Source organism: Methylocystis sp. sgz306128, assembly GCF_056032725.1.
Window position 1 is genome coordinate 39914 of the sequence record NZ_JBVYWO010000009.1, and the last position, 16517, is coordinate 56430.

General features: G+C 60.4%; 14 protein-coding genes. 9 read left to right on the forward strand and 5 right to left on the reverse strand.

The annotated features are described in order from the left end of the window. Position 1: 1 nt before the first annotated feature. Together AC0N03_RS13295 and AC0N03_RS13300 are read right to left on the reverse strand one after the other, a co-directional pair. Entirely contained in the window at positions 2–2353 is a 2352-nt protein-coding gene (locus AC0N03_RS13295; protein WP_474289294.1) for a plasma-membrane proton-efflux P-type ATPase, read from the reverse strand. A 116-nt stretch (positions 2354–2469) separates the two neighbouring features. Continuing rightward, the gene (locus AC0N03_RS13300; RefSeq protein ID WP_474289295.1) at positions 2470–3375 is read right to left on the reverse strand and encodes a LysR family transcriptional regulator; all 906 of its coding nucleotides are present in this window, start codon (positions 3373–3375) and stop codon (positions 2470–2472) included. A 79-nt stretch (positions 3376–3454) separates the two neighbouring features. On the opposite strand from AC0N03_RS13300, the gene AC0N03_RS13305 reads away from it, so the two are divergent. Then, positions 3455–4327 carry an oxidoreductase gene (locus tag AC0N03_RS13305; RefSeq protein WP_474289296.1) on the forward strand — a complete coding sequence of 291 codons (873 nt, stop codon included), beginning with the start codon at positions 3455–3457 and terminating at the stop codon, positions 4325–4327. A gap of 87 nt (positions 4328–4414) precedes the next feature. Here AC0N03_RS13305 and AC0N03_RS13310 read toward each other — a convergent pair whose 3' ends face one another. Beyond that, entirely contained in the window at positions 4415–5494 is a 1080-nt protein-coding gene (locus tag AC0N03_RS13310; protein WP_474289297.1) for an alkene reductase, read from the reverse strand. Positions 5495–6038: 544 nt separating this feature from the next. On the opposite strand from AC0N03_RS13310, the gene AC0N03_RS13315 reads away from it, so the two are divergent. The 4 genes from AC0N03_RS13315 to AC0N03_RS13330 all read left to right on the forward strand — a co-directional run bounded on the left by AC0N03_RS13315 (position 6039) and on the right by AC0N03_RS13330 (position 9720). Then, the gene (locus tag AC0N03_RS13315) at positions 6039–6263 is read left to right on the forward strand and encodes a hypothetical protein (protein ID WP_474289298.1); all 225 of its coding nucleotides are present in this window, start codon (positions 6039–6041) and stop codon (positions 6261–6263) included. 147 nt (positions 6264–6410) lie between these two features. After that, positions 6411–7589, forward strand: a complete 1179-nt coding sequence (locus AC0N03_RS13320; RefSeq protein WP_474289299.1) for an acyl-CoA dehydrogenase family protein — start codon at positions 6411–6413, stop codon at positions 7587–7589. Next, complete coding sequence (locus tag AC0N03_RS13325) at positions 7589–8902, forward strand: MmgE/PrpD family protein (RefSeq protein ID WP_474289300.1); 1314 nt, start codon at positions 7589–7591, stop codon at positions 8900–8902. The genes AC0N03_RS13320 and AC0N03_RS13325 overlap by 1 nt, the downstream gene beginning before the upstream one ends. Beyond that, a complete protein-coding gene (locus AC0N03_RS13330; RefSeq protein WP_474289301.1) occupies positions 8899–9720 on the forward strand; it encodes an HTD2 family dehydratase in 822 nt (273 codons plus the stop codon). Before AC0N03_RS13325 ends, AC0N03_RS13330 begins: the two co-directional genes overlap by 4 nt. Before the next feature lie 84 nt (positions 9721–9804). On the opposite strand, the gene AC0N03_RS13335 is transcribed toward AC0N03_RS13330, so the two are convergent. Together AC0N03_RS13335 and AC0N03_RS13340 are read right to left on the reverse strand one after the other, a co-directional pair. Then, complete coding sequence (locus AC0N03_RS13335) at positions 9805–10578, reverse strand: aldehyde dehydrogenase family protein (protein WP_474289302.1); 774 nt, start codon at positions 10576–10578, stop codon at positions 9805–9807. Between the two features lie 116 nt (positions 10579–10694). Then, positions 10695–11651 carry a LysR family transcriptional regulator gene (locus tag AC0N03_RS13340; protein ID WP_474289303.1) on the reverse strand — a complete coding sequence of 319 codons (957 nt, stop codon included), beginning with the start codon at positions 11649–11651 and terminating at the stop codon, positions 10695–10697. Between the two features lie 125 nt (positions 11652–11776). On the opposite strand from AC0N03_RS13340, the gene AC0N03_RS13345 reads away from it, so the two are divergent. From AC0N03_RS13345 to AC0N03_RS13360, 4 genes are all read left to right on the forward strand, one after another. Next, positions 11777–12916, forward strand: coding sequence for a CaiB/BaiF CoA transferase family protein (locus AC0N03_RS13345; RefSeq protein WP_474289304.1), 1140 nt, complete (start codon positions 11777–11779; stop codon positions 12914–12916). Then, a complete protein-coding gene (locus AC0N03_RS13350) occupies positions 12913–13728 on the forward strand; it encodes an HpcH/HpaI aldolase/citrate lyase family protein (protein ID WP_474289305.1) in 816 nt (271 codons plus the stop codon). Before AC0N03_RS13345 ends, AC0N03_RS13350 begins: the two co-directional genes overlap by 4 nt. A 567-nt stretch (positions 13729–14295) precedes the next feature. After that, entirely contained in the window at positions 14296–15231 is a 936-nt protein-coding gene (locus AC0N03_RS13355; RefSeq protein WP_474289306.1) for an alpha/beta fold hydrolase, read from the forward strand. An 84-nt stretch (positions 15232–15315) separates the two neighbouring features. Further along, positions 15316–16485 (forward strand): substrate-binding domain-containing protein, encoded by a 1170-nt coding sequence (locus AC0N03_RS13360; RefSeq protein WP_474289307.1) that lies wholly within the window; start codon positions 15316–15318, stop codon positions 16483–16485. Positions 16486–16517 lie beyond the last annotated feature (32 nt).

Here is a 16517-nt window from a genome sequence, read left to right on the forward strand (position 1 = left end):
ATCAGACCAGATGCTGATATCGGAAGAGATGAACCTTCAGCTGATCGAGGATGAGCAGATAGGCTGCCACCACCGCCAGCAGCAAGGCGATCAGAGCCGGACTGACGGCCGTCATCAGAATGCCCCGCGACGCCATAAAGGCAACGATGACCAGATCGGCTATTGAACTGACGATCAGCCAGTTGCTGGGCCGCGATCGCCAGAAATGGCCTCGTTCCCGCACGAGATAGACATTGCCCTGCCCGGTTGCGACAAGCATGACGAAAACAAGTGTCTGGATTTGCTGAAGTTCAAGACCCAGAAGGTCGCGTGCGACGAAGAACAGGCCGAAGGAGAGCGCGAGCACGAAAGCCGCCAGAAGACCGCCTGTCAGCATCAGCGTCCGGATATCCCACTTGTCGGGCCCCGGCGAATAGCCAACATTGTCGGTGGCCAGAGCCATCGTAACGAAATCATTGGTGAACAGCAGCAGCACGATAAGAAAGGGTGTGATGATGAAACTATGCGTCAGGATTACGCCGAGCGTGAGGAACACCGCGATTTCCAATGTTTTCATGATCTTATTGATGGTGTAAGTCAGCATGCGCTGATAAATGCGGCGGCTGGCGCGTATCGCTGTCAGAACATCCACCAGACCTGGCTGCGTGAGCACCATGCCGGCGGCGGCGCGCGCAACGTCTGTGGCGCTCGCCACAGCAATGCCGACATTGGCCTGCCTGAGTGCCGGTGCGTCATTGACGCCATCGCCTGTCATGCCCACGACATGCCCCGCGTTCTGCAGCAAGCGGATCAGCCGAATTTTGTGTTCGGGGAAGACGCGGGCAAAAACGCCGAACTCGAGCGCCTGCCTGCTGTCAAGCTGGTTCAATATGTCTGGTGAGGCGCTCTTGCCGATGATCCCAACCTGACTGGCGACGGCATGGGCGGTGGACCCGCTGTCGCCCGTGACCATGATCACACGCACGCCCAGTTCCTGCAGACCCTTGATGAGCGCCTTCGAATCCGTCCGCAGCGGGTCCTCCAGAGCGAGCAGGCCTGTCAGTCTGAGATGGTCGCGGTCCGGACCGTCGGCCACGGCAAGAACCCGGTTGCCCGCCGCGGTTAGCTCTGCCGTCATCTTCGTGATATCCGGCGCCTGAGCAATCAGGGCGCTGATCGCCGCCGGAGCCCCCTTGGCCACGCAGAGCCCGCCCTTGCTGGTCTGATAATGGCCCATTGCGTAGCGGGTGGCCGGGTCAAACGGCTCGAACCGAAGCCTTTGCGGCGTGTTGGCCGGTATCGGTTCTGAATTCTCCGCGGCGAGAATGGCAAGGTCGATCGGATCCTGAGTAGCGGGGTCGCAGGCGAGTGCGGCAAGATGCAGGAGGTCTTCGCGGGAAACAGCGGCGACCGGCCGGGCATCGGCCAGAGTCATGCGATTTTGTGTCAGCGTGCCGGTTTTGTCGGTGCATAACACGTCCATGCCGGCGGCTTCCTCTATGGCCGACAATCGTGTCAGCAGAACTCCTGAACGCGCCAGTTCTGACGCGCCGAGGGCCGTGGCGAGGGTGAAGGTGGCTGGCAGCGCCACGGGAACGGATGCAACGAGCAGGATCGTGGTGAACGACACGACATCGCGCGCGGGCAGGTGCGTCCAGACGGAGAAGGCCAGAAGGGCGGCGATCAGAACGGCGTCAACGCTGATCAGGACACGAACGATCCCGAAGATTGTCGTCTGCAGATGGCTTTCCGTCCGCGCTGTCCGCACCAGTTCAGCCGTCTTGCCAAAATAGGTCCGGCCGCCGGTTTGAACGACCTCGCCGGTGGCTTCGCCGCGACGGATGATGGCTGCGGCATAGGCGAACTTGCCTTCTCCTAATTCCACGGGAGCGGATTCTCCGGTGAGGACGGATTGATCCAGAAGCAATTCGCCTTCGCCGATCATGATGTCGGCCGGCACCAGATCACCCATGCGCAGGTGCACCAGATCGCCCGGAACCAGTCCGGTCGCATCGATGGTTCGCCATTTGCCGTCCCGCTTGGTCCGGGCTTTGGCGCTCAGGCGATTACGCAACAGGTCCAGCGCATGGCCGGCGCGTCCTTCTTCGATGAACGAGATCGCGGCATTGGCCAGAAGCAGGACAGCGATCACCAGCGCTTCAATATGCTTGCCCATAGCGAACTGAAGCACAATTGTGGCTTCCAGCATCCAGGGAATGGGACCCCAGAATTTTTTGAGCAATTTCAGCAAAGGCCGTTGCCGCGGCTGGGGAATCGCGTTCGGCCCGAATTGCTTCAGCCGGCGTGTGGCCTCTGCTTCGCTCAATCCGGCGCCTTGGGCTTGCGTAGCTGAACCGGACGGTAAGCGCGCCATCCTCATCTCCCAGGAGCCGCATGGCCGGAAACTGAGCCGCGCACTGATCTTCCTGCGTTCTGGATCCAGCGTCAAGGCCGGGCAAGTTGCGGACATCCGGCAATTCCGGGCAGCGCCTACCGGGCGGCGATAAAATCGACGAATGCGCGCAGCGGCCTTGGCATGAAACGGCTTGAAAAATAGAGGCGGGGGCCATCGAAGGCGGGCCACCAGTCCTGCAAGACCGGCACGAGTTCGCCCCGTCCGATATGGGGATCGAGCCAGTTGCGGAAGCTGTAAATCAGGCCGTGCCCGGCCATTGCGAGCGCAATGGCCGCAGAAGCCCCGCCCGCGCCGATCACAAGCCGGGCTGGCGGATCGAGTGTCAGGCTTTCGCTTGCCTTCTCAAATGTCCATTCGCTCAGCGCGCCGCTGGCAAAGCGGGTGCGGATGCAATCATGATCCAGCAGGTCGCGCGGATGGCCCGGCATGCCGCGCCGGTGAATATATTCGGGCGAGGCGGCCAGCGCGCTCCATTGCCGGCGCGGGCCGATGGGCACGGCGATCATGTCCTGCGCCAGATGTTCGCCATAGCGGATACCGGCGTCACAATCCTCGTTGATAATTTCGACGAACCGGTCATCGACCATGATTTCGATCCGGACCTCGGGATGAAGAGCCAGAAACCCGTCGATCAGAGGCGGCAGAATATCCACCATGACGGCGCCCGGCACGTTGAGTTTCAGGCGTCCGCGCACCTCGTCACGCGAACTTGCCGCATCGTCCAGCGCCATGCGTGTCTCGGCAAAAAGCGGGGCGACCCGATCATGAAGGGTGCGCCCAGCTTCAGTTAGCCGCAAGCTGCGCGTGGTGCGGGCAAATAACGGGAGGTTGAGTTGGCGCTCGAGCCTCGAGACCGTCTCGCTTATTGTCGAGGGCGAGAGCCCCAGCCGCCGCGCCGCCATCCGGAACCCGCCCGCTCTGGCCACTGCGAGAAAAACTGAAAGATCGTCGAAGGACGGTTGGTGCAAATTGTTCGGCATGACGAACAGTGTATTCGTGATTACGCGGATTATCAAGTTTTCGTCGATCAGTCATAGTGATCGGAAAAGGAGACTTCTGATGAACACTTCCGTTTCGGCCGCCGATGCAGGCCGCTTCACTTTTCCCGGCACGTCCGTTTCTGTTTGCCGCATGGGCTATGGCGCGATGCAGCTTGCCGGGCCGCATGTTTTCGGGGAACCTGCCGACCCCGACGAGGCCCACTCCGTTCTGCGCGAGGCCTTGCGGCTTGGCGTCGATCACATCGACACGAGCGATTTTTATGGCCCCTATGTGACCAATCGCCTGATCCGCGAGTCGCTGTTCCCCTATCCGGACGATCTGACGATCGTGACCAAGGTCGGGGCCTGGCGGGACGATCAGGGGCGCTGGATACTTGAGCGCAGCGCCGGATTCCTGCGCAAGTCCGTCGAGGACAATCTGCAGAATCTGAAACTTGACCGCCTGTTCATCGTTAATCTGCGCATGGGCGGCCCGGAAGATGATATTACCGCGCCGATGCATGCGATGCGGCAGATGCAGGAGGAGGGGCTGCTGGCGCATATCGGCATCAGCAATGTCAGTATGGCGCAGGTTGCGGCGGCCCGGGAAATTGCTCCTGTGGTCTGCGTGCAAAACCATTATAATATTGTGCGGCGCGACGATGACGCCATGATCGATGCTCTGGCCGAGGCCGGCATTGCCTATGTGCCGTATTTTCCGCTGGGTGGCTTTACTCCGCTGCAATCGGATGAACTGTCCCGCGTGGCTCAGGACATGGGGAAAACGCCGCAAAGCGTTGCGCTTGCCTGGCTGCTGCAGCGCAGCCCGAACATTCTCGTCATTCCCGGAACATCGCGCCGCACGCATCTGCGTGACAATGTCGCCGCGGCAGCACTGCGCCTGAGCCCGCAGGAACTTGCGCGGCTGAACATGATCGCCGCCATGGCGTGAAGACTGCGGCCGGGCTGGTTCATATTTAAAAAGCCCCCTGATCCTTCGATCAGGGGGCTCTTGACTGCATGGAGCAGGCCGTCCGCGTCAGGCGTTCTGCAATTCCGGATAATCCGTGTAGCCTTTTTCGCCGGGGGTGTAGAAGGTTTCCATGTCGGGCGCGTTCAGGGGCGCGTTCAGCTTGAACCGGCTCACCAGATCCAGATTGGACAGGAACGCGCGGCCAAACGCGATGAGGTCTGCCTGATTTGCGCGCAGGGCAGCTTCGGCGCTGTCCTTGTCGAAGCCGCCGGCTGCGATAAAGACGCCCTTGAATGCGGCGCGCAACTTGGCCTTCAGTTCGGCCGGTACAGGCGGCGCACCCATCGCCGAGTGATCCAGCACGTGAATATAGAGAATTCCGATATCGGAAAGCTCTTTCACCAGCGCCTCATATTGCTGATCGACATCGGCAAAGGCGCCCGTGCTGTTAAAAACGCCGTGCGGCGACAGGCGGATGCCCACGCGGTCGGCACCGATTGCGGCCACTGTGGCGCGAACCACTTCAAGCGCGAAGCGGTTGCGGTTTGCGATGCTCCCGCCGTAGCCGTCCTTGCGCTGGTTGACGTTGGCGTTCAGGAACTGCTCGATGAGATAACCATTGGCGCCGTGAAGCTCCACGCCGTCAAACCCGGCGCTGATGGCGAGGGTGGCTGCATGGGCAAATTCCGCCACTGCGTCGGCAATGTCTTTTTCCGACATTGCATGCGGCGGCGTGTGCGGCTGCATGCCTTTGGCGTCCGTGTAGATTTCACCCGAAAGCACTTCATCGGTCGGGCCGACCACTTTTGCCCCAGCCGGCAGGTTAAGCTGGTTGCCAACACGGCCGCAATGCATGAACTGAACGAAGATCTTGCCGCCCTTTGCATGAACGGCGTCGGTTACGCCTTTCCAGGCCTTGACATGGGCTTCATTAAAAAGCCCCGGAATACGCGGGTATCCCAGGCCATTCGGCGAGGGCGATGTTCCTTCGGTGATGATGAGGCCGGCCGATGCCCGCTGGCCATAATAGGTTGCCATGAGCGCATTCGGCGTGTTGTTCTCAATGGCGCGGTTGCGCGTCATCGGCGACATGACCATGCGGTTGGCGAGTTGAATTCTGCCGAAGGTAAAGCTGTCAAAAAGCATTCTGATTTCCTCTGATTGCGAGACTCTATCGCGTGAAGGATCTGTCTGGCTCCGTTGAGCCATTAGCCAGACGACCTGTCCTGAGCGCGGGAAATCTCAGCATCTGTTTCGTTGAGCTAACGCTCCTTATATAGGTACGGGACAGCGTTCGAATAAGAATGGATCAACTTGCCGATTTGCAAGACGAGTTTGCTCTGATGCATAGCAGAGGCGTCATCGGTACAAATTCCTTGCAGCGGTGATTACAGGTGGGGAGGCGAGGGAGTTCTTCTGTTCAGCGCTTCAGCTGCAGTTCTTCAGCTCATGGCAGGCATAGAGCTTAGGAATAGCGGATAAATGAATTTCCTCTTTTTGAACCTCGCCCTTTTCCAATAATCATCCCAATGGCCCCAAAGAAGGGGGACATCGCCTTCAGGCGAAATATAATTGGAGGAAGCCTTATGAGGAAATTCAACGCAGTGCTTCTATGAACGTCAGCGTTTGATTTGTCTTTTACTCTCGCTGGCCAAGCACCCGCCGTGGAAGATCGGCTATGCTTCGAGCTATGACGGCAATATCTGGCACGGCGGCGCTTGGCCTGCCGTCGCTGTTCGTCTGGCAGGTTTTGTTCTATCTGATCGGTGTCCCGCTGGTCTGGTGGCTGGCCTATCGTTCGCGGCTCGGCCTTACACAGGACGAGGGCCTGCGCCGCATCCCGTTTGATGCTGGTGAAGGCCAGGAAGCGCCAGACTGGATCGCGGCCTCGGTCGCGCGGATGACCGAACGATGAGAGACCTGCGCCACAGACCCGCGAGACCTTCGGAAGTTTCACGCTGAAGCGTCATGCATTGGGCAGATAGCGGCCATTGTGCTTTTTTATTTCCCAGCCGGGCCGGTTCGATTGAATCTGGCCCGACGACCCAACAGGAAGAATGAGATGAACCAATTCGATCCGACCGCAGAATATTCCGCCATCCGCGAGGGCGTCGCCAAGGTCTGTGAGCAGTTTCCCGGCGCCTATTGGCGCGATCTCGATGCCCGGCGCGCCTATCCAAAGGATTTTGTCAATGCGCTCATCAGCGAGGGATATCTGGCGGCGATGATCCCGGAAGCCTATGGCGGGTCGGGCCTCAACCTTTCGGCCTCGGCGGTCATTCTGGAGGAGATCCATCGCAACGGCTGCAATGCTGCAGCCTGTCACGCCCAGATGTATACGATGGGGACGGTTCTGCGCCACGGGAGCGCGGAGCAGAAGGCAAAATGGCTTCCCGGCATTGCCGATGGCTCGCTCAGACTTCAGGCTTTCGGCGTCACCGAGCCGACCAGCGGCACCGACACGCTGGCCCTGAAAACCACCGCACGGCGTGACGGCGACAGCTATATCATCAATGGTCAAAAAATCTGGACATCGCGGGCCGAACATTCCGATCTGATGCTGCTGCTGGCCCGTACGACCCCGCGCGATCAGGTCAAATCCAAAACCGATGGTTTGTCGGTCTTCCTGCTCGATCTGAGGGAGCTTGTCGGCAATGGCATCACCATCCGCCCGATCCGCGCCATGATCAATCATGCCACGACCGAGGTTTTTTTCGACAATGTCCGTATTCCGGTCTCGGCTCTGATCGGCGAGGAGGGTAAGGGCTTCCGCTATATTCTCTCCGGCATGAATTCCGAGCGAATACTGATTGCGGCCGAATGTATCGGCGATGCCAAATGGTTTATCGACAAGGCCTCTGCCTATGCCCGCGAACGCGTCATCTTCGGTGCGCCCATCGGAAAAAATCAGGGCGTCCAGTTTCCCATAGCCCGCGCCTATGCCCATATGCTGGCGGCGGAAGCTATCGTCTATCGGGCGGCCGCCATGTATGACAGCGGCCTCAATCCCGGTGTCGAGGCCAATACCGCCAAGATGCTGGCGGCTGACGCCAGCTGGGAAGCGGCAGAGGCCTGTCTGCAGACGCATGGCGGCTTCGGCTTCGCAGAGGAATATGATGTCGAGCGCAAGTTCCGCGAGGCGCGTCTCTATCAGGTTGCGCCAATATCAACCAATCTCATTCTCTGCTTCATCGCGGAACAGGTTCTCGGATTGCCCAAATCCTACGGGGAGGCCCGTTGATGGAGCCGATGAACGCACTCGTCGATCTGGCGCTCCTGCCTGCGGCGGACATAACCCCCGGCGCCCGCGCCATGGCCCGGTTTTCGCTCTTCGACTGGCTGGCCTGCGGGCGCGCGGGCGTCAGCGAGCCGCTGGCGGTCATTCTCCGGAATATGGCCATATCGGAGGCCGGCAAGCCGGTGGCCACGCTTTTTGGCGGGGGGCGTGTTCCTGCGCGCATGGCGGCGCTGGTCAACGGCGCAACCTCGCATGCGCTTGATTTTGACGACACGCATTTTGGTCATATCGGTCATCCTTCTGTGGCGATCTATCCGGCCGCTCTTGCGGCTGGCGAGGAGGCGGGCGCGAATGCCGCCGATATTGCAGATGCTTTCCTCGTCGGCGCCGAGGCCTCGATCCGGATCGGCAAGGTACTGGGCGCGGTGCACTATAACCGCGGTTTTCACCAGACGGCGACTGCCGGCGCTTTCGGGGCGACGATTGCTGCCGGGCGTCTGCTCGGCCTTGACCGCGCAGCCATGCGCACAGCGCTGAGCCTCGTGGCCACGCGGGCTTCGGGCCTGAAATCGCAATTCGGAACCATGGGCAAGCCCTATAATGCCGGACTGGCCGCCGCCAACGGAGTTGAATGCGCCAAACTCGCGCAAGCCGGGTTCACCTCTGCCGACGATGGCATATTCGGTGCGCAGGGTTTCGTGCCCACGCATTCCGATGCGCCCGATCTTCAGGCGGGGTTCGGCGATATGCCGCCCGGGACGTTCCTGTTTGAGGATATCAAATACAAGTTTCACGCCTGCTGCCACGGCACGCACGCCATGATCGAGGCCCTGCTGGCGATTCTGCCGCGCTGCGCCAAGGCCAAAGTTGCGGCCCTGCATCTGCGGACCAATCCGCGCTGGCTGAAAGTGTGCGACATCAAGGAGCCCCGTACCGGCCTCGAAGTGAAATTCAGCTACGCCTGGCTGGCCGGCATGGTGTTTGGCGGCATGCCGACCGGCAATGACCGCACTTATACCGACACGCTGGCCGCCGACCCGGAGCTTGTCCGGTTTGCGCGCTGTGTCACTGTCACCGGCGATGCCGCCGTTTCCGATATGCAGGCCGAAGGCGTGGTGGAACTGACGGATGGAAGCCGGGTCGCCTTTTCGCATGATCTGGCCGCACGCCTGCCGCATGACAGGCTTGCGCAGGGCCTGCGGGCCAAAGTTTCGGCGCTGCTGGGGCAGGCGGAAGCCGACCGGCTTTGGCATGCGGTCGAGGCGCTCGACAAACTTTCCACAGGCGCGCTTGCCGGGACGCTGGCGCCGTCATGAGCACCGCACATGAAGAATGGATCGGCCGGTCCGGCCGGCGCGAAGAGACGATAGGCCCTCGTCAGTTATCCCACTTTTGCACGACGTTCGGCGACCTTCTGGCCGACATGCCAGTGCCGCCCGGGTTTCACTGGACGCTGGTGCCCGACCTTGCCCCTGCCGCCGAACTGGGCCGGGATGGTCACCCGCGGCTGGGCCTTTTCCTGCCCGACCTGAATTTGCCGAGGCGGATGTGGGCCGGGGGCGAGCTCGAATTTCTGGCGCCTCTTGCACCGGGGGATCATGTTGCGCGCGAAAGCCGGATTGAGGCCATTGCCTTCAAGTCCGGTTCGAGCGGGCCGCTGGCCTTTGTCACGGTCAGGCATCTCTGGACGGTCGCGGGAAAACCCGTCATCTCGGAGCGGCAGGATATCGTCTACCGCGAAGAACCGAAGACCGGCGAGACGCCTGCGCCGCCGGCGGCGCAGACCTGGGCGGCCAGTCATTCAGAGCCGTTTTTTCCTGAAGCCGTCCTGCTCTTCCGGTATTCGGCGCTGACTTTCAACGGCCATCGCATCCATTACGATCACCCTTATGCGACCGCCGTTGAGGGTTATGCCGGTCTGGTCGTGCACGGCCCGATGCAGGCGACATTGATGCTCAATCTGGCTGCAAAGCTGTTCGGGCATTTGCCGTCCCGTTTCAGATATCGCGGACTCTCTCCCCTCATTGCCGGTCAGGAGGCCTATATCGAGGCGCGTCCGGGCGAGGCCGGTCTTGATCTGCGGGTAAGAGCCGCAGCCGGATACATGGCCATGAGCGCAGCTGCTGAGGCCTGAATCACAGAGCCGGCGTCGGGTGTGCCGGTTCTTGCCGTCCCTGTGAGGGGGCGGCGCTGCAGACGATGGCGCAGGCGCGGTGCTTCAGCCGTGGTGGGCGGCGACGGTCTTGACCGTCGAGAAGCCATAGAGTGCCTCAAAGCCCTTTTCGCGGCCATGTCCGGATTTGCCATAGCCGCCGAACGGCAGTTCCACGCCGCCTCCGGCACCGTAATTGTTGATGAAGACCTGACCGGCGCGGCTGGCCGACGAAGCCGGGTTCCCGGCTTCGTCGGCCGGTCGCGCCATGGCGATCGACGTCAGGCAGGCTTCCTCAGCCGGCTTGATGACGCAGGCATTGCCCATCGCAAGCGCCGCTGAAACCGACCGTGCGAGAATCTGCATCGGATAGTTCCAGGGTACGATATGGCCCGTGACGCCATGCGGTTCGCGGAGCGTGTAAACGGTATAACCGTTCTGAAACGGGATGGTTTCGCCCATCACCTTGTCGGCAGCCCCACCGTAAAATTCGAAATAGCGCGCCATGGCGACGGCATCGGCGCGGGCCTGTTTCAGGGGTTTGCCGACATCAAGCGCTTCCATGCGGGCGAGCGCGTCGAGACGTTCCAGAATGAGGCCGGAAAGCTTTAGCATCAGGCGTCCGCGCTCGGTTGCGCTCAACTGGCCCCACGCTCCGGCGCGCGCGGCCTGAGCCGCTTTGACGGCGTCGTCGATGTCGTCGCTGCCGCCGCGCGCGATCCGGGCGAGCAGGCTTCCGTCCGATGGGTTAAGAACATCGATGGTCTGGCCGCTTCTTGCGGGGCGCCATTGGCCGCCGATCAGGATTTTATCGGTTTCGAACCAAAAAGCATTGTCCATCCGCGGAACTCCCTGCCCATATTATTTTATGGAGATGTGATTTTGAGGTGGAAGTGTCACGAGGCGACTGCCGCGCGTCAAATCGGCAAATCCTATCGCGGCAAGAATTTTTTCGACTAGCTGTGAAGTTCGTCCATCTCGGGCGTCAGTTTTCCCTCCCATATGCCCCGCCGTACCAGATCGCGGGCCACATCGAGCGTGATTGATTCGACGGCCCGTGCTGCGCGGCTCATGGGGCGCATCGAATTGGTCACCAGATAAACGGGCCGCCAGATTTCCGGCGCAACGATCGGAGATTTGATCAGTTCCCCGCGCTCGACGAAATCATGCGCCGCCGCCGGTGCGAAAATCGTATAGCCCGAGCCGCGCGCCACGAGTTCCTTGATCTGTGTCATCGCATCCATCTCAATGACGACATTGAGCTCGATGCCCTGCTGCTCCGTATGGCGTAAGATTGTCTTGGTCAGTCCGTGGGTGCTCGACGGCAGAATAAGCTCCAGTTCCGCGATCTTGTTGAGCGGGACGGGACTGCCGGGCGGCGTGTCGAGCGGCCAGTTGTCTGGCGCCGAGAAAAAGCATAGCTGCTCGTCCAGCAAATGGTTGGCGCGGAGCTGATCCTTGCCGGTCAGGCTGTACAGGAACGCGATATCCACTGTTCCGTCATCAAGAAAGGAACGGATATAACCGCTCATCGCCTCTATTGCCTGCAAGCGGACGCCCGGCAGTTCCACGCGGACGGTCTCGGCAAGCGGCACGGACATGACCATCGAGACCGAAGGCGGCATGCCGAACGCGACCGTGCCGTGCACGATGCCGCTGGCTTCTTTCATCTCGGTGATGCATTGGTCAACACTGCGGCATATTTCGATGGCATGGCGGACGAGCAGGCGGCCCTCCTCGGTCAGGATGATGCCCCGCGGCGAACGCTCCATGAGCGGGACGCCGAGTTCTTCCTCCAGCTTGATCACATGCTGTGACAATGAGGGCTGGGCGACGCCTAGTCTCTGCGACGCGGCGGACAGCGATTTCTCTTCTGAAATCGCTATGAAGTAGCGCAGATGGCGTATATCCATGGGGGCTCTCCCTTGATTGGAGAAGAGTTAGTCGCCTTCGATCTAGCGTGTCAAGGAAAGCAATATTACCGCGTCGGCAAGGTCGCCGGTAACCTTTCAATAAAAATGAGGGAGGAAAAAAGCCCATGCGGGATCTCGAAGGGATTTTGGTGGTGTCGCTGGAACAGGCCGTGGCTGCGCCGCTGGCGACAGCGCGGCTGGCTGATGCCGGGGCGAGGGTGATCAAGGTTGAAAGGCCGGAGGGGGATTTCGCCCGCGGTTATGACCGGCTGGTTCATGGTGAAAGCGCCTATTTTGTCTGGATCAACCGGGGCAAGGAGTCGATTTGCCTTGATCTGCGGCAGGGCGAGGATCTGGCGCTGCTCAAGCGCATGATCGGCGCTGCAGATGTCTTTATCCAGAATCTGGCTCCCGGTGCGGCAGTGCGTCTTGGCGTCGGCAGCGAGGCCATGACGCGGGAGAACCCGCGGCTGGTCTATGTCTCGATCTCGGGTTATGGCGAACGGGGGCCCTATCGCGACCAGAAGGCCTATGACATGCTGATTCAGGGCGAGAGCGGCCTGATGTCGGTCAACGGCACGCCGGAGGGCAGCGCACGCGTGGGAATCTCCGTTTGCGACATTGCCGCCGGCGAAACCGCCTTCGCGGCCATTCTTCAGTCTTTGCTGGCGCGCGCGAAAACCGGGAGCGGGCGCGTGGTGGAGGTCTCGCTGTTCCACACCATGGCCGACTGGATGAACGTGCCTTACCTGCAGACGCGTTATGGCGGCAAGGCTCCCCCGCGCCTCGGCATGCGCCATCCCTCTATTGCCCCCTATGGCGCCTTTCTGTGCGCGGATGGGCGCGAGGTGCTGATCAGCGTGCAGAACGACCGCGAATGGGCGATCTTTGCCGAAAAAATTTTGGGCCAGCCCGAACTTGCGCGTGATCCCCGGTTCGCGGACAATTCTGGCCGCGTCGCCCATATGGCTGAGATTGAAGCCCTGATCAGTGCGGTCATGAAACATCTGGAGCGCGAGGACGCGATTGTCCGGCTCAATGCAGCCGGAATCGCCTGCGGGCGTCTGTCTTCGATGGAAGACCTGACGCATAACCCGCAAGCCTGGCATATCCAGACCGAAACCCGCACCGGCCCCGTTGAAATGATGGGGCGCGGCGTGCGCTTTTCGGATGGCGAGATCGAAGGCAAGGCGGTGCCAGAGCTTGGCCAGCATTCCGCGGCGCTGCGCGCGGAATTTCATTCTCGCGGGATGCGGCGGGCATGACGAGCGGCGCAGACTGGCAGACGCTGTTGTTCGTGCCTGTCGGGGCCGACAGGCATCTGGCGAGCGCAATCCGTCATCGTCCCGATGCGATCGTTCTTGACCTTGAAGACGCGATAGCTCCGGCCGACAAGCCGCTTGCCCGCACGCGCCTCGCGCAGGCGCAGGCTCTGATTGCCGATGCCGGGATCGATTGCGTGGTCAGGGTCAATGCCGGTGCGCAAGATTTGGCGGCGGACCTGCTGGCGCTCGAAGGGAACAAGGTCAAGGCGCTCTTGCTGCCCAAGGTCGAAAGCGCCGCCGATGTCGCGAATTTATATGAGCGTGGCGAGGGTCTGTCTCTCATCGCGCTCGTGGAAACCCCGAAGGGCGTTCTCAATCTTGCCTCGATTGCGTCGTCGCCCGGACTCTGCGGGCTTATGCTCGGCTCCGAGGATCTTTCTGCGGCAATGGCGATCAATCCCGACGCGGGCGGCCTGATGATGCCGGCGGCCAATCTCGCCATGGCTGCGATTGCCCATGATCTTTTGCCCATCGGCTTTCCCGGTTCGATCGCCAATTTCCGCGACCTCGACCTCTATGGTCGCCAGATCGCAAGTGCGCGCTCGCTCGGCTTCCAGGCCGTCGCCGCCATTCATCCCGCGCAACTGGCAGTGATCCGCGCGGCGCTGGCCCCCGATCCGGCTGAGCTGGAATGGGCCAGAAAAGTCATTGCCAAAGCCTCCGAAGGCGGAGCGGTCAGCGCTCTGGACAAGATCATGATCGATGCGCCCGTCATCGCACGCGCAAGGCGCATTCTGTCGCGCTGTGGCTGAGATGTCGCCGAGGCCGGACATGAACCGCAGGGGAACTGGGCGGCTGTGTGCGCCTGTCCCGCGGGTCAGGTCCCGGGCATTTCTTGGTGAAGGATTTCCGGCTGCCGTCCGCAAGCGGCTATGCCGGGGCTTTTCCCGCAAATTCCGGCAAGACTGGAACCCGATGGCGATTTTGTCGGGCCGGTGTCTCTGCGCACTCTCTGATGCGCTGCGCCGGTCGTGCTTCACGCTCGGGACGGGCGTGTCAAACTGGCGGAGGCACGCGCCGCTTGCATCCCATCCGGCCTTTAGCAATGAAAATTGACAAATTTAATTTCGTACATATGAGTAATTTTGAATCCATATATACGACTTAAGTCAAAGCCGCTTCGGCTGCACACTTTAGGTGGATTACAAGCTTTTATTTATTATCAATATGATTTTAAATGATTTTTAAAAAAATTTGCTAATTTTCACAGGTGCTGATCGTGTAAATTCACACGATAAAATGATAAAATTTATTGACGAAATTATAAACATATGTCTTCTTAAAAAGAAAAATGTTCATATCTCACAGGGAGTTTCGCAATGGTGGAAATCTGCGATCACGCCGGGGCGCCGGTAAAACATGGGCGGGCGCGCGTCAACGGGATACGCATGCATTATGTGACGGCCGGGCAGGGCGAACCGCTCCTGCTTCTGCATGGCACGCCCAAGACCCACTTTTACTGGCACAAGCTCATTCCGCTGCTGACGCCGCATTTCCGCGTTGTCGCGCCTGACCTGCGCGGGTTTGGCGATACCGACAAGCCGCCGGCAGAGGAAGGTTATGACTCCCTGACGAATGCCCGCGACATGGCTGAGCTGATGACCTTGCTCGGACATGAGACCTTCCATCTGCATGGCGAGGACCGCGGCGCCGAATTTGCCTACGCGCTGGCGGCAACCGAGCGTTCGCGCGTGAAGACGCTGTCGTTCTCGGAAATGCTTCTTTCCGGCGAGGGGCTTGAGGAATGGTCGAATTTCACGCCCGAAAATGTCGGTTCGCAATTCAATCTGCGCGGCGTCTGGGTCTGGCATATTCCTTTCTTCTGGATTCCCCATCTGCCGGAAATGCTCATCAGCGGGCGCGAGCGTGAATTCTGGGAATTCTGGATCAAGGCGGAAACCTGGAACCCCAACGCCATCACCAATGAGGCCATTGACGAATGGATTGCGCGTCTTTCCGCTCCGGGCGGTCTGCGCGGATGTCTGGAGACTTATCGTGCCGGCCTCAAGAACGCCCGCATCAACGCTGAACTGAAGCAGAACAAGCTCACTCTGCCCATTCTGACCATTGGCGCGCCGGAGTTCTTCGGCGAACTGGTGCGCGGCCAGATGGAGAAGGTCGCTGTCGGCGTCGAGCGCAGCGAGGTCTTCGAGGAGTGCGGCCACAGTCTGGCGCTGGAGGCCCCCGATCGTCTCGCGCGCACATTGTGCGAGTTCATGCTCAACCGAAAGGCATCCGCGACCGCGGCGGCCTGAACAAAGCCACCCACAGACACGGTTCAACCCGGCACGTCTCAGAGAAGGACGAGGGTGCCGCATATATCATCAGGAGGAAAAACGATGAAATACGGAAAGTTTAAATATCTGGCTCTCACCGCCATGCTCGCGGCCCTGCCGAAACTGGCAATGGCCGATGTCGCGCCCGACATCAAGCATCCGCTCTGGTACAAGGCGCCGTCTGCCAAGACGATGGAACTTGCCAAGAAGGACGACCTCTCGAACACTGTCGTCTCGGACGGCCAGCGCGGCGAGCCGGGTTTTCCGGCTTCGAAAATTGTCCTTACGCCTGAGCAGATCGCCAAGGTCAAGGCCGGCAAGTTCACGGTGGCCATCTCGATGGGCTGGCTGGGCGACGACTGGGCCTCGCAGCAGCTGATCGGTCTCAAGGAAACCTTTGAGTCTATGGGCATCAAGGTGGTGGCTGAAACCAATGCCAACTGGGATGACGCCAAGCAGATTTCCGATCTTGAGGCCATTTCGGTGCTCAAGCCCGACCTGCTGGTTTCGATCCCGCTCAACGGCCAGACCACGGCAGGCGCCTACAAGAAGATTCACGATGCAGGCACCAAGGTTGTCTTCATCGATCAGGCTGTCGACGGCATGGAGCCGGGCAAGGATTATGCCGCCATCATCTCGTCGGACAACCTCGCGCTCGGCATGTATCTCGCCGATGAACTCGCCGATGCCATTGGCGGCAAGGGCGATGTCGCAGCGATGTATTTTGCCAATGACTTCTATGTGACGAACCTGCGCTATGAGGGCTTCATTGCACGCGTTCTGGCGAAATATCCCGATATGCACGTCAAGGTGGCTGCTGGCCATAATGATCCGAACAAGGGTCAGGAAGTGGCGCAGGCTGTGCTCGCACGCTTCCCGAACCTGAAGGGCATGTATGCCAGTTGGTCGATCCCGGCCATGGGCGCGGCAACAGCTGCGAGCGTCGCCGGCCGTACGCCTGCCGATTTCAAGATCGTCAACGAGAATTTTGACCAGATCGTTGCCTTGAACATGGCGCAGAACGGCTTCATTGCCGGCATTTCCTCGCAGCGTCCCTATGATCAGGGCGTGGCGGAGGCCAAGGTCGGTGCGCTGGCCCTGATCGGCGAAAAGACCCCGTCCTATGTCGTGGTGCCGCCGCTGAAGGTCGAGCGCAAGAATCTGGCTGAATCCTACAAGACGATCTACCGCAAGGATCTCCCTGCCGAGATGCAGAGCGCTCTGACCCACTGATCAGGTTCTCCCTGGGCGCGGCTCCCTCCCCC